The following is a 21,117-nucleotide window of genomic DNA, read 5'->3' on the forward strand; positions in this document are numbered from 1 at the left end:
ATCAAGGAGAGCCTCATGCATCAAAGACAATCCGAGATAGTAGTGTTGAAGCCTACTAATTTATTTTTATCTTTTCTAGCGTCACAATTACCGGAAGCTAATTTACCTAGCTTAAAATTATTGCATACTGACAATACGGCTTATGTTATTCCCAAGCATGATTCTGACGATGATACTCTTAACGAGATCGAAAAGCATTTCACTACAATGTTCAGGCATGAAATTTGTCGTTGGTTAGGTCGTTCCGCACATAATGAAATTGAAACGAGTTTTCTTGATTTTTTGTGTTGTTTTAAATTTCAGTTGCATTCCCATATTATTTTAATGGAACCCTCTTTAAAAGAAGGGCGCCAGATGTTAAATGTTAAGCCTCGTTCAGCGCTTTTAGAATGGATGAAATGTACTGTTGAAGATCAAGAGGAGCTTTCTGATGTTATGAGTCGGGTAAACCTGGCTCAGATAGCAGAAAACTCAACGGTAATTGTTAAAAATTTTACAGTCATCAAAGATGTAAAGCCATTTATAAAGCAATATTTTAAACCAATATTTGAAACGACTATGAGCCGGATAAGCGGTCAACCAGCGCAATGGCCACAAGTCAATTCATTTCAGTCTTTCAGCCGGTATTTTGCAGTTGAAATACACACCCAATTGATACATTTGCACTCTTAAGGAGTTGACTATGGAACCAGTGACTATAGCCCTCATCTGTGCGGCGTCGTTTGGAGCAGTTGTAGCATTATCCGCATTTATCAGACAGCTATTATTAAGCAGAGATAAAAATTTAAATGATGAAGCTCAGAGAAAAGCAATAAATCAGGAAGCCGGTGAATTGGAGAAAATGAGAGAGCAAATGCAAAGTAACAAACGATTTGATTCTCATTATAAAGTTCTCGGCGCGAATAAAGATGCGATTATCTATCTGGATAATAAAATTGAGGATGTTTTACGTAAAAAAGCACAGTTAGTGGATCGGTATGCGCAAGTATCTCTTAAGGAATCAGGTGCCATAGTTGAGGGGGGGATCTCGATAGAACGAAAGGATGCCTGTGACAGGTTAAAGAAAGAGATAGATGAAGAAATAAAATTCTATGACAGTGAATTACTCCATCTGCAACAAAGACGAACCTCATTGTGGGATACTCATACGGATTTACAGGAATATTTGTTGGGTCAGGAAAAATCACGCAATGAGAGTCTGGATCATCTTTACAAGCAACATACGTCACTTTTAGAAAAAATATATATTCGGCATACTGATGACAGTGAAAATATTGCCAAACAAAGTATTGATGCTGGAACTGCCTCATTCAAGGCGATTATTTTGGCACCTTTACAATTCTTGCTGCAATATTTTAATATTTCGTCAGGTATTAATTTTGATCAATCCAAACTGGAAAATGCTGCGCGAGATGATGTTGATAAAACGGAAAGTGATATCAATGATTCTGAAAATAGTGAGGATGAGATTTATAGTGATACGGATGTCAATTCTGACGATGAGTCTAATCGTTCAGATAATGAAGATTCTCAAGATGAATCAGATTCTGAAAATGACTCAAGATTAATGTTTGCGTAAAAATTATCCTCTTGAGTTAATTAGTGACATCTGTGAAAGAATATATTACAATGCCATGCTTGGACTTAATGATATTCCTTGAATAACTCATGAAAGTCTTTTGTTCAGGTATAGGCTTACAATCAATACAGAAGACTTTAGTTTAGAAACAGCAGACATAAGGTTTATGTGTCTGTTTTTTCTAGATTTAAGCATTAGCTAAAAGAAGGAATTAACCAGTGGTCTACATAAAACGTGATAAGGATGGTCAGATTTGTGCTGTATATAGCCAGAAGACCTCGGGTGTAACGGAACAAATTGACATTAATGATGCAGAGTTTGTCGATTTTTTGTTGCGTTGCGAGAGCGACAAAAAATTAAAATTTCTACAGTCTGATTTGCAATTGATTCGTGTACTTGAAGATTTGATTGATGTTTTAATAGATAAAAATATCATTACTATTACAGATTTTCCGCAATCAGTAATTGATAAATTATTAGCGCGACAGGCATTTCGCAAGAGATTTGCAAGCCGTGCAGGTATGGAGTTAAATGGAGATGATGAGACAACAACGTAACTTATTACTTATCCCTTTTATTTTATGTTTTATCCTGGCCAGACCTGTTTTTAGTTTAAATCTGGACGCTCTTCTTCCAGATGAACGAAATACGGTTGAAGTATTTCAAAAAGCGTCATCTAAAGTTGTTTATGTTCATCGATTAGCAAATGCTACTGTTCAGCGTCGTTACGCATTACAGAAAACGCATATTCCTGATGGTGCTGGCTCTGGTATTATTTGGGATAATAAAGGTCATGTTGTAACCAATTTTCATGTCATTAACGGTGCTGATGACATAGCAATCACCTTGGGAAATATGACTGTGCCTGCCAAAGTGATTGGTTCAGAACCTCGTAAGGATATTGCTGTCCTTGAAATTAAATCACCCAAGGCTTTGGATTATTTGAAATCATTTCAACCCTTTGAAATAGTTTCACTTAACGATTTGATCGTAGGTCAAAAAGCGATTGCGATTGGAAACCCTTTTGGCTTGGATCACAGTTTATCAAAGGGAGTTATTTCTGCTTTAGGTAGAAAAGTACCAGGCATAGGCGGTGTAACAATATACGATATGATCCAGACGGATACCCCTATCAATCCGGGTAATTCAGGAGGTCCTCTATTAAATAGCGCAGGCCAATTAATTGGTATGAACACCATGATTTATTCACGATCAGGTTCTTCTGCAGGTATTGGTTTCGCAGTTCCGGCAGAAGATATTCAGAAAATTGCATCGCAAATTATCAATCATGGTCGAGTGGTATTATCTGGTATCGGTATTCAGCGAGTTGAGCCACATCTTGCTCAAAGATTGGGTGTTAAAAAGGGTATTTTGATTGCGGATGTGGTACCCGGAACTCCTGCCGACAAATTGAAATTAAGAGGTACTCATAGGGATCAATGGGGGCGTATTGTTTTGGGTGATGTTATTGTAGGCGTGAATGCGCATCCTGTTCCAAATTATGATGCTTTATATAATTTGCTTACGGAAATCAAGGTGGGAGAGCAAATTACTGTTTCAATATTAAGAAATGGTAAGAAAATGGATGTCAAAATGAAAACAATTGATATTGCAGCGCTTTAACTCTCGTTACTTTTTCTGTCTATTATTTGCCCGGATTGAAGTATTATCCAATCCGGGATTCACTCCGCTTCAAGTCCTGTATAATTCTGGTTACTCCATTTAGTTTATCTTCTTAATGCTATATGATATAGCTCAATAAATAGAATGAGGTTATCAGGATGTTACTACTAAATAGAGCGGATTCTCTCTTGGTTTTGATTGATGTACAAGAAAAATTAACCCCGGCAATATTAAATCTCGATTTTTTTTTAGCGAGATGTGAATGGTTACTAAAATTAGCCAAAAAACTGGACGTGCCTATTTTAGCTAGTGAGCAATATCCTAAAGGTTTAGGGTCAACCGTATCTTCTTTAAGTTCTTATATAAATCAAGAAGAATGCATTGAAAAAGTTCATTTTTCATGCATGCAAGAACCTAAATATATCAATCTCCTGAAAGAATATAATAAAAACCAACTTATTCTTATCGGAATTGAGGCGCATGTATGCGTGCTTCAAACGGCGCTGGAAATGAAAGACTATGGATTCGATGTTTTCGTAGTGGTAGATGGTGTGAGCAGTCGCTCTGAGTTTGATTTAAAATATGGTTTAAAAAGAATGAAACAGAATGGGATCCATTTGATAACTGCTGAAATGGTACTGTTTGAGTGGTTAAGACAAGCGGGTACGCCAGAATTTAAAGAGATTAGTAAAGAGTTTTTGCAATCGGTTTAATAAAATACTGTTTTTAAGCAGAATAAGAAAGTTGGAAATTAAAACTTTAGAATTTTGGAGAGAAAATGAATTTCGATAATCAGATTGCACTAGTAACTGGTGGTGCCTCAGGTATGGGTAAGGCTTGTGTACAATATTTACAACAGCATGGCATGAAGGTTGTGGTCTGGGATAAACAGGAAAGTACCTCAAGTGAAGCGGAATTGTATGTGACTTGTGATGTAACCAGTGATGAATCTGTTGAAAAGGCAATGCGACAAACCATCTCTCAAGTAGGAATACCAAGGGTATGTGTCAATTGTGCGGGAATTGCTCCGGCCAAACGCATAGTAGGAAAAGAAGGACCAATGCCTTTGGAATCATTTAAGCAAGTAATAGACGTCAATTTAATAGGCACATTCAATGTTATGCGAATAGCTGCACATGCTATGTCAGGATTAGAGCTGGAAAACAAATCTCAGGAGCGGGGCGTCATAATCAATACAGCTTCCATTGCTGCTTTTGAAGGACAAATAGGGCAGTCAGCCTATAGTGCGTCAAAGGGTGGAATAGTATCAATGACTTTGCCGGCAGCACGTGAATTAGCTCAATTTGCAATAAGAGTCAATACCATTGCGCCAGGGTTAATAGCAACTCCTTTACTTTTAAACATGCCTCAAGAAGTTCAAGACAGTTTGGTTGCAACAGTGACTTTTCCCAAACGTCTGGGCAGACCAGAAGAATTTGCTTCTTTGGTAGGACATATTATTGAAAACGGGTTGATTAATGGGGAGGTAATTCGTTTGGATGCAGCTCTCCGTATGCGCTGAGTGATTATACTTGGCGCATCTTGCCAGAGAGCTTTTTCAAAAATATTTAGGGTTATATTTCTTATGCTTCTTCATGGTGACTGCTTTCAGAAGGGGTTTCTAAGTTTCCGTTAGAAGTGTAAACACTCACAGCATCAGATTTATTTCCCGACAAGGCATTGACAATTTGTTGACGGGTATACATGTTATTTGCTATGACTTGTCCATTAATGGTATTTAATTCGCGACATAGGTTTAATTTCTCTGCGAGAGTGCTATTTAAATGATTAATTTGAATGCCATCTTCTGTGGCGCAATTTTTGAGAAAATCAGATAACAGGAGCCCATGAGGTTTATCACCGGTATTTGACTCTTTTATAAGATCTACACGCTGTTTTGCACTGACCTCTAATTTAGTTGATAACTCTTGTTTTTTCTCAGCTAATTTCTCAAGCTGATTGAATTGGCGGGTAGAAAGTATCTCTTTTTCTTCAGATAATAAAGTATTAAGTTCTTCTACCCAGTTTATTTCCTGTATTAAATGGGTTATTAATGTTTCTGCTTTATTGTTATTATTCATCGAGTCGTCCTGCAAATTAAGCCATCTCTACATTATTTAACATGCCATGAGCAATCTTGCTACTATCAATTTGATACTGCCCGGATTCAATTTCAGCTTTGAAATATAATACACGTGCTTCATTGATTTCAGGTAAGTCTTTAAGAGATGCTTTTAAAGCTTCCAGTTGTTTCGATGTGCTACTTAAATTGACGCTGTCAGCCGAGTTATTTTCCAGAATAGGGCTTTTGACTTCCTTTTGTTTTGTATTGATACGATTGTCCATATCGATATGCCTTAAATTGGCGGAATCATTAATTTGGTTAACCATATGAATATCCTCAATCGTATTTATCATGATTATCGGCTCCTTTTGCAATTTCTTTAGTAAATAAAGGTTGATTTTTAATTTTTTTTTCAAAATTTTTCTTAAAAATTAAAGCATTAGTTAAAAAGTAACTTTCACAGTTTTTTTTCCGGTGACTTGAGCTTCAATAATTCGTTTTGAGGAAAGATTTTTTACTTTTACAGAGTCGCCTAGCGCTCCCTCATTCATTGCAATTCCGTCCATGCTCACTGTTAAGTTGTCATTAGAGGCTATTATGGATACTTGTTCTCCTTTATGGACCAATTTCGCTAATTCAATATTGTAAGGGTTAAGTGGGCTATTAGGAGTGATATCATGTTTGCAAACCAATCCAATAAGCTCTTTACTGTCAGTGAAATATCCCTGTTTCAGTTTTTGAACATCAAGCTCGGTTTGATATATATCTGAATTACTAATTTTTGTACCCTTTAGTAAAGCTCGTTTTGCTACAAGCACAGATTTTAATATGGTTACTTTGACAGGTATGTACAAGGTCCAGTGATTGTTTTCTTCCAAACATTTGATGCCCATTGTACTGGTATTGAGCATGGATGTTTGATAAGGATTGAATACCTCGAGTTTATTATCATCGCAAGCTTTTAAGTTTAGGCGAGGATCAATATTATCCGCTGTAACCTGAATTTTACCTTCAGTATAGTTTGATAACTCATTGAGGACGTATTGTTCTATTTTATTTTTCAATAATTCGAGAGATTGACTTGATTCTGAAAATAAGCTGGTGCTTGCAAAAAATAAGAAAAAGCTTAGTATGCACTTTTTCACGACATAAACTCCCTTAGTCCATTGATTTTTTATATTGAAACGTACTGTGTCCCTAGCAAGTATTGCGCCAATTTTTAGGAGTATATCATGAGACCTTGTTATTTTGTTTGTATATTGATTTTATTTATGTTTGCGATGCCAGGGTACTCTGAAAGTCATCATCCTCGAGAGTTTCTAAAATCTATTGCTGGTACAAAAGATGAAGGAGAAAAAATTTTTAATCATTTTTGTGTTAATTGCCATGGAACAAAACCTTTGATTTCTTTAGGAGCTCCTGAAATTGGAAATGAAGGTGAATGGAGGGCAAGATTGAAACAAGGAATGGATGTTCTTTTTAAACACACTGATGAAGGGTTTAATGCTATGCCTCCCAGAGGGGGATGCTTTGAGTGTACTGATAAACAGCTGATTTTAGCCATTATTGCGATGGTTCCCAAGCAGGATCAAAAAGGGCTATTAAAAGATCTTTTGGATCATAAAAAATACAAACAGTAAAAAATTTTTATAAAAAAGCCTAAACTTATTCAAAATGCTCCCGATATAGTTAAAAAGATAAAGAGGGAGATAGAAAGTGAAAAAACAAATACTGTTAGTTCCAGTTTGTGTCTTGGCTGCCTCTTGTGCATCCATGGATAGATCAACGGCTATAGTCGATGATGCTGGCTATACCCATTACACGATGAGTATGGAATCCGATAGAAAGGGTTCTAGTTATTTTCCTGAGAAAAGACAAGCCACAGGTAAAAAGGTATTTATTTTCGATCCTAAGGCTACTGCTTGGGCGGCTTACGATGCCCAGGGCAATCGAGTTAAAACCGGTAGTGCTTCAGGAGGAAAAGATTTTTGTGAGGACGTTGGTAGGCCCTGTAGGACTGTAACAGGCAGCTTTAGAGTTTACTCCAAGAAAGGGGAAGAGTGTACCTCCAGTATTTATCCAATAGAAACTGGTGGCGGGGCAAAGATGCCCTATTGTATGCATTTTCATGGTGGTTATTCGATACATGCCGCCTATGAAGTTCCAAACTATAACGCAAGTCACGGTTGTATTCGGGTTTTACCAAGCGCAGCAAAATGGTTAAATCAAAACTTTATTGATGTCGGAACTTCGGTAATTGTTAAACCTTATTAATAAGTAAAGTTTCTCCACTACTCCCCCGCTTATGCGGGGTTTTTTATTGGATGATTTTATGATCTCGTTCAGATAAAAGGACAAAAATTTTTCGTAAGAAGTCCTGCTAAAATTTGGGTGGATTAGACCCGAAGTGGATTCGGCAATAATTTGAATTGAGAGTATAGATGATCTCAATCCATGGCTATTTCTTTCCGGGATTGCTGAAATATAGTCTAAGACCTATAATCACCAATTACTAATTATGCCATTTAAAAAGTAGATCTTAATAATGATGCTGTGTATTGATGTAGGAAACTCTCATATATATGGTGGAGTATTTGATGGAGATGAGATTAAACTAAGGTTTCGTCATACTTCCAAGGTAAGTACTTCGGATGAATTGGGCATTTTTCTTAAAAGTGTTTTACGTGAAAATAATTGCTCTCCTGAGACAATTAGAAAAATTGCTATTTGTTCAGTAGTGCCTCAAGTAGATTATTCATTGCGCTCAGCCTGTATGAAGTATTTTTCAATAGATCCGTTTTTATTGCAGGCAGGGGTTAAGACTGGATTGAATATCAAATATAGAAATCCGATTGAGGTTGGAGCCGACCGAATTGCAAATGCTATTGCTGCCACTCATAGTTTTCCTAATCAAAATATTATTGTTATTGATTTTGGTACAGCAACTACTTTTTGTGCTATTTCTCATAAAAAAGCGTATTTAGGCGGTGCGATTTTGCCAGGTCTTAGATTATCTGCCGACGCTTTGTCAAAAAATACTGCAAAACTACCTTCTGTTGAAATTATCAAGACTGAGAGTGTGGTAGGGCGTTCTACCATAGAAAGCATTCAGTCTGGAGTATACTATGGTGTCCTTGGAGCATGTAAAGAATTAATTCAAAGAATACATCATGAAGCTTTCGATGGTGATAAAACACTAATTTTAGCAACTGGAGGATTTGCTTCTTTATTTGATAAGCAGGGTCTTTATGACCATCTTGTGCCAGATTTAGTTCTCCAGGGGATACGATTAGCAGCTATGATGAATACTGCCTGAACAGTGAAATGTTTTTGTTGATATCAGATTTACCTCTTCTAAATAGACTTCCTGCATAACTGTCTCTAAAACAAAATAATCAGGTTATGTAAGAGGTTTAGTAACAACTCATACATGACTGGTCATTATTTTTTCTTTAAGAATAAATTAATGGCAAATTTTGTCTTTCCCCATTTAATTCATAAAAAAATTAACTTAAAAGTGGTATTTCAGCTTGACGTGTGTAGAAATGTGTTCCTATAGTGTAGAAAAGTGGGTTAAAATAATAAAAAAGTGGAGAATTGTGGGAGAGTAATTCTCCTTCACTTGGGAAAAAATATGTTTCGTGGAATTAATGCCATCACTATAGACACTAAAGGACGCCTAGCTATTCCGACGCGTTACAGAAGTGCCTTGGGTGTAGAGGATAAAATTCCTCTCGTGGTGACTATTGATACAGAAGAAACCTGTTTGCTCCTTTACACGGCAGCACAATGGCAAATTATTGAAGACAATTTGCAAAAGCTACCTAGTTTCAATGCTGCAGCAAGACGAATTCAACGCCTGTTAATTGGACACGCTACTGATGTAGAGGTTGATACGAATGGACGAGTACTTTTGCCAACAGTTTTAAGAAATTATGCAAAGTTAGAAAAAGATGTCGTGATGATAGGCCAGGGAAATAAATTTGAGGTTTGGAATAAAGAATTATGGGAATCCAAACGTGAGCAATGGCTAGCAGAAGAAGCCTCCATGACGGATGGGTTGCCTGAGGAAATGAAAACGTTTTCTTTATAACGGAAAGAGAAATGGCGAAGCATCAATCTGTTTTATTACATGAATCAATCAAAGGCCTGGCTATAAAAGCTGACGGTATCTATTTTGATGGAACTTTTGGTCGAGGTGGCCATAGCCGCGAGATTTTAAATCATTTAAGCGACAAAGGAAGATTGTTTGCGATAGATAAGGATCTCGATGCGATCCAATACGCCAAGGATTATTTTGGTTTGGACAAACGATTTCAAATTTTTCACGGCTCGTTCGCAAATATCAAGGAATTTGCATCTCAAGCAGGAGTACTTGGAGCGGTTGATGGTATTTTACTTGATCTTGGGGTGTCTTCGCCTCAGTTGGACAATCCAGAAAGAGGCTTTAGTTTTATGCTGCAAGGTCCTCTCGATATGCGAATGGATTTAACTCAATCAATTAGTGCGGCCAATTTTATCAACGAAGCAGAAGTCAACGAACTGGCTCATGTATTCAGGACTTATGGTGAGGAACGATTCGCAGGCAGAATTGCAAAAGCTATTGTTGATGCAAGAAAACTAAAACCGATAACAACCACTTTGCAATTGGCAGAAATAGTTAAAGAAGCAAATCCCAAATGGGAAAAACACAAACATCCCGCGACACGGGTATTTCAAGCGATTCGAATACATGTCAATCAGGAATTAACAGATTTGAGTAATTGTTTAGAGCAATGTTTGGAGGTACTGGGTCCCGGAGGACGTCTTGCGGTTATCAGTTTTCACTCTTTGGAAGACCGAATAGTCAAACAATTTATGAGAGATAAGGAGCAAGGCAATAGGCCGCCCGCTGAAGTTCCAATCAAATATGAAGAACTAAAGACCAATTTTAAAAAAGTAGGTAAAGCAGTGAAACCACAGAGTGACGAAATAAAGGAAAATGTTAGATCTCGAAGTGCAGTACTTAGGATAGGGGAGAAATTAGCATGAACGCTGCAGCGAAAGTCATTAATCAAGGTAATTTATTTAATGGTCAATTGGCAGATATGCAAATGTCAAAATCACTCTATATGTTGATAGTATTGTTAGCTGCCGTACTAGTCAGTGCTTTTGCAGTCATATATAGCACTAATTCCTACCGATTAACTCTGAGCCAGGTACAACAAGAGGAACAGCAAACCCATTTTTTACAATTGCAATGGGGGCAATTATTATTGGAGCAGGCCAGTTTGGCAACTCCAGCTCGGGTTGAGGAATTAGCCAGAGAAAAATTGGGAATGACTTTACCAACTTCAGCGAATACGTACTTACTGCATCCTCAATAAGTGCGTCATTTTGGAGTAGTTAAAGTGTTTCCAGATTTTGCATTATATAATCAAAATATGATTTTGCCCTGCATTGCGGAGGAAATCACCTCGAAAAAATTGAAAGCTTCATGTACACTTACACATCATTAATCTTCTTTCCAGGGCGTCATGGAAGACTAAGTGTAAAATAACCTGATAAATCCCAGGCAGGTATAGGTACCTTAAGTTTAGCTTAAGGTAATTTTGAGGAAGAGATTTCAGATAGATTTTCACTAATTTTTTGTTGCGTGCATAGTTAATACTATTTATGAGTAGTCATATATGAAAAAAACACACCATTTTGCCAGATTGGTTACTGTCGCTGTTTTTTTCTCATTGATTTTGGCTATTTTGATATGGAGAATGGTTGATCTTACTGTTCTGCATAGGCAGTTTTTGCAGGGCCAGGGCGATGCGCGCAGCATCCGAGTTATAGATATCCCTGCCTATCGAGGTATGATTACTGATAGAAATGGCACTCCGCTTGCAGTGAGTACACCAGTTGAATCAGTTTGGGTTAACCCAAAGGAATTTTCTCCAGATGAAGAACAGTTTATGCAGTTAGCTAAATACCTGAATTTGGCACCTAAAGAGTTAAGTAGAAAAATTGTCCAAGCTGAAAATCGCGAATTTGTTTATTTACAAAGACAGATACCTCCAACACTTTCGAAAAAGATAGAGGCTTTAAAAATCCCGGGTGTTAATTTTCAAAAAGAATTCAAGCGTTATTATCCAGATTCAGATAGCATTTCTCCATTAATTGGATTTACCAATGTCGATGATCAAGGCCTGGAGGGAATTGAGCTGGCCTATCAAGATTGGCTTATGGGTGTTGTTGGCAAAAAGAGAGTAATCAAAGACCGATTAGGAAGAGTTGTCGAAGACTTGGGTGTTTTGAAGGAACCACGCCCGGGACATGAGTTAACTTTGAGTATAGATAGACGATTACAATATTTAGCATACAGCGAACTAGGTAAAACGGTCGAAGAGTTTTCTGCCAAATCTGGGTCAGTCGTTGTAATTGATGCTGAAAATGGCGAGATTCTGGCTGTGGCTAATGTTCCATCTTATAATCCTAACGCTCGTGGGCATTATGATAAGGAAACCTATCGAAACAGAGCGTTAACCGATACTTTTGAACCTGGGTCTGTTATTAAATCATTCAGTATCGCCAGTGCCTTGGAAACCGGCTTATTTACTCCTGATACCATTATTGATACTAACCCGGGATGGATGACTGTTCATGGCCGAACAGTAAGAGATATCCATAATTATGGTGTTTTAGATGTTACCGGAATATTGCAACATTCCAGTAATGTGGGTGTTACTAAAATGGTATTATCCAGTCCAGCTGAACAATTAATCGGATTTTTACAAAAATGTGGATTTGGGCAACGCTCTGAATTGGCATATCCAGGGGAAAGTGAAGGGGGGATAGTAAAAGCCAAGGATGCAAACCCGTTCGTTTTAGCTACATTGGGTTTCGGTTATGGCTTGTCTGTTACTGCACTTCAATTAGCCAAGGCCAATTTAATTTTTGCAAATAAGGGGCGATTAATACCTGTGACTTTGATTCACAATGATACTCCCGGTAATGGTATTCAGGTTATGCAACCTAAAACTGCTGAAAATGTATTATTGATGATGGAAGCGGTTATGGATAAAGGGACAGGTAAGGGAGCAAAGATTCCGGGTTATAGGGTAGCTGGAAAAACTGGAACAGCGCGAGTTGCCGGGAAAAATGGCTATAAAGACAGAAAATACACTGCCAGTTTTATTGGTATAGCGCCGGTTTCCAAACCAAAATTTGTAGTGGCTGTTATTATTCATGAGCCTTCGCGAAAAGGTTATTATGCTGCCTCTGTGGCAGCACCGTTATTTGCAAAAGTCATGTCAGGTGCTTTACGCTTATTTAATATTCCAACTGATGAGCTGGTTAGTTAAAGAGAATAGGAGCCAACTTTGTGAAACTAACTCAATTATTAGAGCCGTGGATTAAAAAGGACATTATTGATGGTACTGTTAGTGACATAAAAAATGACAGTCGCCTGGTGAAAAAAGGGGATTTATTCGTCGCTTATCCTGGGGCAGTTTCCGATGGTCGATTATATATAGAAAAAGCAGTGGCATCAGGCGCTGTAGCTGTGGTTTATGAGCCCGATATGTTACCCCGTGGAATTATGTTACCAACAGCAATTCCCTGTATAGCTATTCCCCAATTGGCTGAAAAATTAGGAGAAATAGCAAAAAGGTTTTTTAATAACCCCTCCAAATTTCTTGATTTAACGGGGGTAACTGGTACTAATGGTAAGACGACTATTGCTTATCAGTTGGCACAAGCACATGATTTACTCGGGCAGCGCTCGGCTTACATTGGGACTATAGGGCAGGGCAAGGTGGATGCCTTAAAACCTTTGGAAAATACTACGCCAGATGCTCTTTGCTTGCAGAGGTTAATGCATCAATATAAAGAGGCGGGCATTAAACAGGTTTGCATGGAAGTATCTTCCCATGCATTGAGCCAGCATAGAGTGGATTCTCTGGAATTTAGCCAGGCTATCTTTACCAATTTAACGCTCGATCATTTGGATTATCACCAAACTATGCAAGCTTATGGGGCTGCAAAATCCAGGTTGTTTGAACGAGCGGAGCTGCAATGGGCTATTATTAATCAGGATGATGATTTTCAAGATCTCATGAGTAATGTACTAAAGACCCATGTAAAAAAAGTGACTTATGGCATGCATCAAAACTGCGATGTGCAAGCACTCCAATGGAATATGGATATCACAGGAACAGAAATTGAAGTCAAGTCTCCTTGGGGGCACTATCTTCTAAAGATTAAAGCACTGGGAAAATTTAATATTTATAATAGCTTGGCTGTTTTTAGCAGCTTGCTCGCCAGTGGGTATAAGCCAGAAAAAGTGGTGCAAGTTATGGCCGAATTAAAAGCCGCTCCTGGTCGGATGGAAATTGTAGCTCAATCTCCTTATGTTCTTGTTGATTATGCTCATACCCCCGATGCGTTGGAAAAAGCTCTTATCACTTTAAAACAAATAAACAAAGGGAAGTTGTGGGTTGTATTTGGTTGTGGCGGCGACAGGGATAAAACCAAGCGGCCTATTATGGGAAAAGCAGCCAGCATGTACGCCGATAATATTGTAATTACCAGTGATAATCCAAGAAGTGAAGATCCGGAAATTATTTTAAATGAAATTGCTTGTGGCATTCCTGCCTCTGCGCCCGTCTCTAAACTGGTGAATAGGGAAGAAGCAATTGCTTATGCTTTAAGAAAGGCCGAACATAACGATATCATATTAATTGCAGGAAAAGGACATGAATCGTATCAGCAGATTGGGAATACAAAACATGTTTTTTCTGATCAGGAGGTAGTAAGACGTTTGATGAATAATTAAAATTCCAGGAGAGGGATTAATTATAATTATGAGAAACAGGCGCTTACGCCTTGACCTAATAAGGGATATTTTTTTATTAAATCAGAATCAAAATAAGTTGTGAAATCATGACGTTGATGATGATTTTTGCGAAGAGTCAAGAATGCTGTGGAAAGATTCTCAGTCTGTTTTAACTGTAATGTTTCATGAATTGGGTTATAAATTGATAAAGCCAACTCTCTCCAATCGCTGCTTTCATTTAATCTATAAGGTTTTTCAGGGGTTGCAAATTGGGGGTATGGAAGACCATGCATTTGATGCAATTTCCGACTTATAATTGCGACTGCAGCGAATTTAGCTTCGAGGCTGTGTCCTGCAATATGTGGTGTGCAAAGAGTCGCTTTGGAGACAATCCGGTTATCTATATGAGGTTCGTTATTATAGACATCAGTACAATAAAGCAAGGTAGAGCCAAGATGCAAAAGGGCTTGTTCATTAACGATACCTCCTCGGGAAGCATTGATGATGATACAGCCAGGTTTTAATTTCTTGAGGAAATCCTGATTAATTAAATTAAGGCTTGGGTAGGGCGCGTTGCTATGTAATTCAGCATGGACACATAAGAGGTCACATTCATAAAGATCTTCAAGAGAGCAACTTTGAAAAGAAGTATCTCTGGTTGCTTTGGGTGGATCATAAAGGCATAACTGAAATTTGGCAGCATTTAGTCGTTCATAAACTTTAGTACCTACTTGCCCTAAGCCAATAATTCCTGCAGTTTTACCTTGAATAAGTTGTTGTTTATCTAAATAGGCAAGGCAAGCAACAACGTAGTCAGCAACTGATATGGCATTGCATCCTTTGGCATCAATAATAGATATGTTTTGCGATTCTAGAAAAGGAAAATCAATATGATCGGTTCCACTGGTTGCGGTTGCGACAACTCTTATTTGATGGTTTTTTAGTAAAACACTATTGATTTTTAGTGTTGAACGACAAAGAAGAATATCCTTATGATGAAGTAACTCTGGAACTTCATCAGCATTATGATACAAGGTCAGGTTAAATGGCGGTGGAAAAGCACTATCCAATCCCGGCAATAAAGCATCTGCTAAAATGTTCATAAATTAAAAATCGCGCTTAAAACATATAACGAACCATAGATGAGGGGAGTGAGTATATATCCCAATACATTAGTAAAAATTAATACAATCAATATTAGAAAACCAAATGGTTCTAATTTGGCATAGGCGATAGCTTGTTTTGCTGGCAATAGATTTATTACGACTTTGCTGCCGTCAAGGGGAGGAATAGGGATTAAGTTTAAAAAGGCAAGAATCAAATTGATCATCATTCCCGCTCTGGCTGTAACAAGTAGAAATAAAGCAGCCATTGAACTTTGAGGGTTTAAGAATGTTGCTAATTTAAAACATCCAGCCCATAGGAATGCCATTATCAGATTAGTCAATGGCCCTGCAAGCGTTACCAATATCATATCTCGGCGTGGTTTTCGGAGTTGACTTTGGTTAACTGGAACCGGTTTTGCATAGCCAATTACGAAATTGAAGTTTGTTATCACGCCAATTAAAAGGGGTAATAGAACGGTACCGATTGGATCAATGTGTTTGATGGGGTTTAATGTCAAACGACCAAACATTTTAGCTGTGTTGTCACCGCAGCGGTAGGCAACATAACCATGAGCTAACTCATGAAAAGTAATAGCTAACAATACTGGTAAAGCCCAAATACATATCTGTTGGATTAACGTGAATTCTGGCATTAATATTCTGATGTATTTAATAAAGATCCTGATTTTAACGAATTCTACTCGTTAATAACAAGGGTTGATGAAAAATTGTGTGACTGCTAGAGTCTATTGACATTTCTACTATATTGGCCGAAAAGCTTTGACTTTCGGCGCAAGCTAACGAAATATCAACAGCCCCTAACTATTTATTAATAACATGGGGTCTTGGCTAAATCGAAAGCATCTTATATGATTCCATTAGATATGAGGATTTATAAGGCTTGGTTTTGATGACGCAATTCGAGAAAACTTTTAATTTCATGACAAAAATCTGGGTAATAATAACCTATATTACCCTTGTCATTCTCTCTTATTATTTTGTAGACAGGGCATTAGCCATTTATTTCCATAAACTCGATCTTCGAGTAAATTTTCATGCGTTAACATACTTGACGGCTTTGGGAAAATGGAAGATTTATGTGGTATTGTTTTTAATCACAGCATTATATTTTCGATACATTCAGCAAAATAAAAAGTATGAAATCAGGTCCTGGTATTTATTGGGTTGTGTTTTGCTACCTAATTTATTGACTTTTGTATTAAAAATCAGCCTTAGCCGCGCTCGACCAGATCTCTTGTTTGATAATAGCCTCTATGGGTTTTATTGGTTTCAACTCAATGACAATTATTGGTCATTTCCGTCAGGCCATTCTATTACTATAACTGCTTTGGCCGCGGGACTCGGGTTTCTCTTTCCAAGATATTTTTTCCTACTTATCGGAGTAGCATTGCTTGTCGCTGCTACCAGGGTTATTTTATATCATCATTATTTAAGTGATGTTATGGCTGGATTTTATATCAGTATGTTGGTTGTTGGTTTATTTACACGGTATTTGCAAAGGAATCACTATCTCAATAAAGTAAATTAGACTCTATAAATTGTAGTCAAGTTTATTAAGGGAGTAATTATGACTATAGAAAGGGAATTAAAAGATTTTGTAAGATTGTATGCGGAGTGGGATACAACTAATAATTGTTATAAATCCCAACTAGATAAGGATACCTTATTGAGATTGGAAAGAGATTTTGCAAGATTTGTTAACCAGCAATTATTGATAGATGGGCCGGAAAAAGAAAAAATCGTTAAAAATTATAAAAGACTAACTCTCTGCTTTCACCCTGATCATACTTCAGGGTTTTCGCCAGAAGTGGCTTGGCTTGAGAAGAATTTATCTCAGAGCATGAATAATGGAGCATGTTTCAAGATACTTGGTTTGTGTTATGAAAAGTTAATTTCACCTGAAAAATTCAAAGACAGTGGTTTAGGAGATATCAAAAGCAAGGATGATTTTAAACAATGGCTGGAGAGTTTAAGATCCAAGGCGACCACCTATTCTGGCCAGAGCTTTTGTGACAGTTTGATTGATTTATTAGATCAATCCAGTGGTTTTTTTGATGATACTGGTAAAATAAAACCTAAAGGACTCAGAGTTTTACTTCGATTTATTCCAGTAGTATTTGCCAGCTATGGTACTTTTCTTTTTGCAGAAGAATTGTTTGCTATTTATGCGCTCTATTTTATTTTATTGAAAGGAGGGCAGTATCTGGAGAGTACTGAATCCAGTCAGTTAAAAAAAATAGGCAGTACGTTGCAAGAAATCAGTATTATTACTGCAACTGCATCGACTACCCTGTTAGTTCGCTTGCTTGAAATGACTTTTTGGGCCTCGCGCCAATTTCTTGATGCAAGTATACAAATCGGTTCTGCAATTTTAAAACCCATGTTACCCTCTCCTGAGACTAAGGAAAAGTCAGAGTTTGATACAGCAGCCAATTTATGTAGAGATTTAATCTTGGCTAGCCATAATACCAGCGAGGGAATGCAATTCAAGACACCGGAATTAAAAGTCATTTCTGCTCCACTTGAATCTTATCTTGGTTTAAATGCCCAGCAATTTTTTGGTGACTTGAGAATAGGTCGAGAGAAACGTTTAAAAGTAGAGGCATTTTTATTCAAGATGAGAGTATTGGATTCTCTTCCTAATCCTTTGGAGGAGAAATTGGTAGAAGCTCAAAAAGAACTGGATAAGATAAAGAAGGATGCTAAGGTTTTTACGAGCAATACAGCAAAAGCAGTTAAAGAAGCAGAACAAGTTATCTCCATGTTACAAGATCCTGATTCTATGCAATTGGTGGTTTATAAGGGAACTTAACAGCAGTTTATAAGCAAGTATCTCATATTTTTTTATATGAATTGAGTTTTGTCCTAATCAGCACCAAACTATTAGACAGATAAAAATAGAGAAGGGCTTGATTTCGTATGACTTAATTAGAATAAATTAGCTTTATGCTCTAATTAAAAACAACCTCTTGAATTTGTACCCCTATCTCTGGCAAGATGCAGACTGATTAGATATTCCAGTGAGGAACCATGAAAATACTCGTGGCTGTAAAACGTGTAATAGACCCTTATGTCAAGATTCGAGTGAAATCGGATAATTCAGGAGTTGAAACTCAAAACATCAAGATGGCAATGAATCCATTTGATGAAATAGCCATTGAAGAGGCATTGCGTTTGCGAGAAAAAAATTGGGCAACGGAAGTAATTGCTGTAAGTATCGGCTCTGATAGCTCTCAGGAAACCTTAAGGCATGCTTTAGCTTTGGGAGCGGATAGGGCCATTTTAGTTCGAACAGAAAAATTATTCGAGAGTCTAAATATTGCCAAGATATTAAACAGTATCGTAGTTAATGAGAAACCGGATCTGGTTTTGATGGGTAAACAATCGATAGATGGTGATAATAATCAAACTCCTCAAATGTTGGCTGCATTATTAAATTGGCCACAGGCTACCTATGCATCAAAACTCATTCCTAATCATGATCATCTTGAAGTGGTGAGAGAAATTGATGGTGGTTTGGAGACACTCAAGGTGCAGCTGCCAGCAGTAATCAGTACCGATCTGCGTTTAAATGAGCCCAGATATGCCAGTTTGCCAAATATTATGAAGGCTAAGCGAAAGCCCCTTGACATTATTGATCTGGATTCGCTTGGCTTATCTCTTAAACAACACGTTGAAATATTAAAGGTTAATGCCCCAGCAACAAGAAGCGGTGGTGTCATACTTGATTCTGTGGCTGCATTGTTGGATAAATTACAACATGAAGCCAAAGTGCTTTAATTGAGGAGAAGAGATGGGCACTTTAGTTTTAGTTGAACATAATAATCAGCAGTTACATCCAGCAATCCGTAATACACTGTCTGCTGCTTTAGAACTCGGTGATAAAATTACATTACTAGTGGTTGGATATCAATGCCGTTCAGTAGCCGAGGAGGCAGCCAGTCTGGAAGGAGCTCATGCTGTTTTGCATGTAGATAATCCTTGTTACGAACATCAATTGGCTGAGTCAGTCAGCGATTTGGTCGTGTCTTTTGCAAATTCATTTAGTGCTATTTTAGCTCCTTCCAGTACTTTTGGGAAAAATATATTGCCCAGAGTTGCTGCGCAGCTTGATGTGGCCCAGATATCTGATGTTAGCAAGATAATTAATTCAGATACATTTGAGCATCCTGTTTATGCTGGGAATGCTATAGAGACTGTACGTGTTTTAGATCCATTAAAAGTAATGACTATTAGAACTACAGCTTTTGACCCCATCACATCAAACCAGGAAGCATGTTGCATAGAAAGCATTGATAAGGAATTTGAAGCCAAAGGGAGTCAATTTATTCATCATGAATTAAGTAAATCAGAGAGACCGGATTTAGGTAGTGCAAAAATAGTTGTTTCTGGCGGTAGAGGGCTGCAAAGTGCAGAAAAATTCAAACTAATTGAAGAGTTAGCTGATGCTTTGGGTGCAGCAGTAGGGGCATCCAGAGCGGCAGTCGACTCCGGTTTTGTTCCTAATGATTATCAGGTTGGTCAAACCGGGAAGGTAGTGGCTCCTATGCTTTATATTGCCGTGGGTATTTCTGGAGCAGTTCAACATTTGGCAGGTATGAAGGACTCAAAGGTTATCGTTGCAATTAATAAAGACGCAGATGCACCTATTTTTCAAATTGCGAATTATGGGTTAGTAGGTGATCTGTTTGAATTAGTTCCACAATTAATAGAACAATTAAAGAATCGATAAGAGGTAACAATATGTTAGTAGGGGTACCAAAAGAAATCAAATCGCATGAAAACAGAGTAGGACTTGTTCCCTCGAGCGTTAGAGAAATCATTAGAGCAGGAAGTGATGTATTGGTAGAGAAGGGAGCTGGGCTTGGCATAGGCATATCGGATGATGATTACAGAAATGCCGGGGCTGAAGTGGTTGATACCGCTGATGACGTATTTGCCAATGCGGAATTAATAGTCAAGGTAAAAGAGCCTCAGCCTGTTGAATGCAAACGGTTGCGTGAAGGACAAACTTTATTTACTTACTTACATTTGGCTCCTGATCCTCATCAAGCTCGTTTATTAAAAGAGTCTGGAGTTACAGCGATAGCTTATGAAACTGTAACACAGGATGACGGAGGATTACCTTTACTTACTCCCATGTCTCAAGTGGCTGGACGTATGGCAATCCAGGCCGGCGCACATTGCTTGGAGATGGCTCAAGGGGGTAGCGGTATATTGTTAGGCGGTGTACCAGGTGTTGCTGCAGCCAATGTAGTGGTCATTGGTGGTGGAGTTGTAGGAACAAATGCTGTTCGCATGGCAATGGGTATGGAAGCTCGTGTTATTGTGCTAGATCGCTCCCTACAACGTTTAAATGAATTGGATTTTCAGTTTGGTTCTAAACTTAATACAGTCTATTCTACTGCAGATTCCATAGAAAAATATGTATCCAGCGCTGATTTAGTGATTGGTGCTGTATTAGTACCAGGTGCTGCAGCCCCTAAATTAGTGACTCGCTCTATGCTAAGCTCAATGCGTCCTGGATCTGTTTTAGTGGATGTTGCTATTGATCAAGGAGGGTGTTTTGAGACGAGTCGTGCAACAACCCATCAGGAGCCTACTTATGTAGTCGATAATGTAGTGCATTATTGTGTGGCAAATATGCCTGGTGCTGTACCCAGAACATCAACATTTGCTTTAAATAATGCCACATTACCTTTCATTTTAAGTATTGTCACCAAAGGGGTTAAGTTGGCTTTGTTAAGTGACCCGCATTTACTTAATGGTCTAAATGTTCACCAAGGTAAAATCACTTATGAAGCTGTTGCCCGTGATTTAGGGTATGAATACACTCCAGCTTCAGCTGCTTTATCAGGACGATAAGTTTAAAACCCGTATTACAAGCTGAATACGGGTTTTTGGTTTCATCAGAATATTT

General features: G+C 37.9%; 24 protein-coding genes. 19 read left to right on the forward strand and 5 right to left on the reverse strand.

Annotated elements, in window-relative coordinates; genetic code table 11:
• Positions 1-15 precede the first annotated feature (15 nt).
• The 6 genes from CC34_RS0103395 (at position 16) to CC34_RS0103420 (ending at position 4,724) form a co-directional block, all read left to right on the forward strand.
• Positions 16-672, forward strand: coding sequence for a hypothetical protein (locus CC34_RS0103395; RefSeq protein ID WP_028379147.1), 657 nt, complete (start codon positions 16-18; stop codon positions 670-672).
• A gap of 10 nt (positions 673-682) precedes the next feature.
• On the forward strand, positions 683-1,579 hold the full coding sequence (locus tag CC34_RS0103400; RefSeq protein ID WP_027227610.1) for a hypothetical protein: 897 nt from the start codon (positions 683-685) through the stop codon (positions 1,577-1,579).
• Positions 1,580-1,797: 218 nt separating this feature from the next.
• Positions 1,798-2,136: a hypothetical protein gene (locus CC34_RS0103405; protein WP_027227611.1), complete on the forward strand. Its 339-nt coding sequence runs from the start codon at positions 1,798-1,800 to the stop codon at positions 2,134-2,136.
• Positions 2,111-3,202 (forward strand): S1C family serine protease, encoded by a 1,092-nt coding sequence (locus tag CC34_RS0103410; protein ID WP_027227612.1) that lies wholly within the window; start codon positions 2,111-2,113, stop codon positions 3,200-3,202. Before CC34_RS0103405 ends, CC34_RS0103410 begins: the two co-directional genes overlap by 26 nt.
• A gap of 158 nt (positions 3,203-3,360) precedes the next feature.
• Positions 3,361-3,915, forward strand: a complete 555-nt coding sequence (locus CC34_RS0103415) for an isochorismatase family protein (protein WP_032830225.1) — start codon at positions 3,361-3,363, stop codon at positions 3,913-3,915.
• A 65-nt stretch (positions 3,916-3,980) separates the two neighbouring features.
• Positions 3,981-4,724: an SDR family NAD(P)-dependent oxidoreductase gene (locus CC34_RS0103420; RefSeq protein ID WP_027227614.1), complete on the forward strand. Its 744-nt coding sequence runs from the start codon at positions 3,981-3,983 to the stop codon at positions 4,722-4,724.
• Between the two features lie 61 nt (positions 4,725-4,785).
• Here CC34_RS0103420 and CC34_RS0103425 read toward each other — a convergent pair whose 3' ends face one another.
• From CC34_RS0103425 to flgA, 3 genes are all read right to left on the reverse strand, one after another.
• Complete coding sequence (locus CC34_RS0103425) at positions 4,786-5,283, reverse strand: flagella synthesis protein FlgN (protein ID WP_027227615.1); 498 nt, start codon at positions 5,281-5,283, stop codon at positions 4,786-4,788.
• Positions 5,284-5,299: 16 nt separating this feature from the next.
• The gene (gene flgM, locus CC34_RS0103430; protein ID WP_027227616.1) at positions 5,300-5,620 is read right to left on the reverse strand and encodes a flagellar biosynthesis anti-sigma factor FlgM; all 321 of its coding nucleotides are present in this window, start codon (positions 5,618-5,620) and stop codon (positions 5,300-5,302) included.
• A gap of 90 nt (positions 5,621-5,710) precedes the next feature.
• Positions 5,711-6,412, reverse strand: coding sequence for a flagellar basal body P-ring formation chaperone FlgA (gene flgA, locus CC34_RS0103435; RefSeq protein ID WP_027227617.1), 702 nt, complete (start codon positions 6,410-6,412; stop codon positions 5,711-5,713).
• A gap of 87 nt (positions 6,413-6,499) precedes the next feature.
• Between flgA and CC34_RS0103440 the strand changes: the two genes are divergently transcribed.
• The 8 genes from CC34_RS0103440 (at position 6,500) to CC34_RS0103475 (ending at position 14,070) form a co-directional block, all read left to right on the forward strand.
• On the forward strand, positions 6,500-6,907 hold the full coding sequence (locus tag CC34_RS0103440) for a c-type cytochrome (RefSeq protein WP_027227618.1): 408 nt from the start codon (positions 6,500-6,502) through the stop codon (positions 6,905-6,907).
• 76 nt (positions 6,908-6,983) lie between these two features.
• Positions 6,984-7,541, forward strand: a complete 558-nt coding sequence (locus CC34_RS0103445; protein ID WP_010946645.1) for a L,D-transpeptidase — start codon at positions 6,984-6,986, stop codon at positions 7,539-7,541.
• 271 nt (positions 7,542-7,812) lie between these two features.
• Positions 7,813-8,583, forward strand: coding sequence for a type III pantothenate kinase (locus tag CC34_RS0103450; RefSeq protein ID WP_027227619.1), 771 nt, complete (start codon positions 7,813-7,815; stop codon positions 8,581-8,583).
• Between the two features lie 318 nt (positions 8,584-8,901).
• Complete coding sequence (gene mraZ / locus CC34_RS0103455; RefSeq protein WP_028379148.1) at positions 8,902-9,360, forward strand: division/cell wall cluster transcriptional repressor MraZ; 459 nt, start codon at positions 8,902-8,904, stop codon at positions 9,358-9,360.
• A gap of 11 nt (positions 9,361-9,371) precedes the next feature.
• Positions 9,372-10,298: a 16S rRNA (cytosine(1402)-N(4))-methyltransferase RsmH gene (gene rsmH / locus CC34_RS0103460; RefSeq protein ID WP_027227621.1), complete on the forward strand. Its 927-nt coding sequence runs from the start codon at positions 9,372-9,374 to the stop codon at positions 10,296-10,298.
• Positions 10,295-10,633, forward strand: a complete 339-nt coding sequence (gene ftsL, locus CC34_RS0103465; protein ID WP_011213345.1) for a cell division protein FtsL — start codon at positions 10,295-10,297, stop codon at positions 10,631-10,633. The genes rsmH and ftsL overlap by 4 nt, the downstream gene beginning before the upstream one ends.
• A gap of 303 nt (positions 10,634-10,936) precedes the next feature.
• The gene (locus CC34_RS0103470; RefSeq protein WP_028377945.1) at positions 10,937-12,598 is read left to right on the forward strand and encodes a peptidoglycan D,D-transpeptidase FtsI family protein; all 1,662 of its coding nucleotides are present in this window, start codon (positions 10,937-10,939) and stop codon (positions 12,596-12,598) included.
• A gap of 20 nt (positions 12,599-12,618) precedes the next feature.
• Positions 12,619-14,070 (forward strand): UDP-N-acetylmuramoyl-L-alanyl-D-glutamate--2,6-diaminopimelate ligase, encoded by a 1,452-nt coding sequence (locus CC34_RS0103475; RefSeq protein ID WP_028379149.1) that lies wholly within the window; start codon positions 12,619-12,621, stop codon positions 14,068-14,070.
• Positions 14,071-14,096: 26 nt separating this feature from the next.
• On the opposite strand, the gene CC34_RS0103480 is transcribed toward CC34_RS0103475, so the two are convergent.
• Both CC34_RS0103480 and CC34_RS0103485 read right to left on the reverse strand, forming a co-directional pair.
• Positions 14,097-15,173 carry a 4-phosphoerythronate dehydrogenase gene (locus tag CC34_RS0103480; RefSeq protein WP_027227624.1) on the reverse strand — a complete coding sequence of 359 codons (1,077 nt, stop codon included), beginning with the start codon at positions 15,171-15,173 and terminating at the stop codon, positions 14,097-14,099.
• On the reverse strand, positions 15,170-15,829 hold the full coding sequence (locus CC34_RS0103485) for a site-2 protease family protein (protein WP_027227625.1): 660 nt from the start codon (positions 15,827-15,829) through the stop codon (positions 15,170-15,172). The genes CC34_RS0103480 and CC34_RS0103485 overlap by 4 nt, the downstream gene beginning before the upstream one ends.
• A gap of 257 nt (positions 15,830-16,086) precedes the next feature.
• On the opposite strand from CC34_RS0103485, the gene CC34_RS0103490 reads away from it, so the two are divergent.
• The 5 genes from CC34_RS0103490 to ald all read left to right on the forward strand — a co-directional run bounded on the left by CC34_RS0103490 (position 16,087) and on the right by ald (position 21,062).
• Complete coding sequence (locus tag CC34_RS0103490) at positions 16,087-16,725, forward strand: phosphatase PAP2 family protein (protein WP_027227626.1); 639 nt, start codon at positions 16,087-16,089, stop codon at positions 16,723-16,725.
• A 39-nt stretch (positions 16,726-16,764) separates the two neighbouring features.
• On the forward strand, positions 16,765-18,009 hold the full coding sequence (locus CC34_RS0103495) for a hypothetical protein (protein WP_027227627.1): 1,245 nt from the start codon (positions 16,765-16,767) through the stop codon (positions 18,007-18,009).
• Positions 18,010-18,227: 218 nt separating this feature from the next.
• Positions 18,228-18,977, forward strand: a complete 750-nt coding sequence (locus CC34_RS0103500; protein WP_027227628.1) for an electron transfer flavoprotein subunit beta/FixA family protein — start codon at positions 18,228-18,230, stop codon at positions 18,975-18,977.
• 13 nt (positions 18,978-18,990) lie between these two features.
• Entirely contained in the window at positions 18,991-19,929 is a 939-nt protein-coding gene (locus CC34_RS0103505) for an electron transfer flavoprotein subunit alpha/FixB family protein (protein ID WP_028379150.1), read from the forward strand.
• Between the two features lie 11 nt (positions 19,930-19,940).
• The gene (gene ald, locus CC34_RS0103510; RefSeq protein ID WP_027227630.1) at positions 19,941-21,062 is read left to right on the forward strand and encodes an alanine dehydrogenase; all 1,122 of its coding nucleotides are present in this window, start codon (positions 19,941-19,943) and stop codon (positions 21,060-21,062) included.
• Positions 21,063-21,117 lie beyond the last annotated feature (55 nt).

This window comes from Legionella pneumophila subsp. fraseri (genome assembly GCF_000586315.1).
In the GTDB taxonomy this organism is placed as follows: Bacteria; Pseudomonadota; Gammaproteobacteria; order Legionellales; family Legionellaceae; genus Legionella; species Legionella pneumophila_B.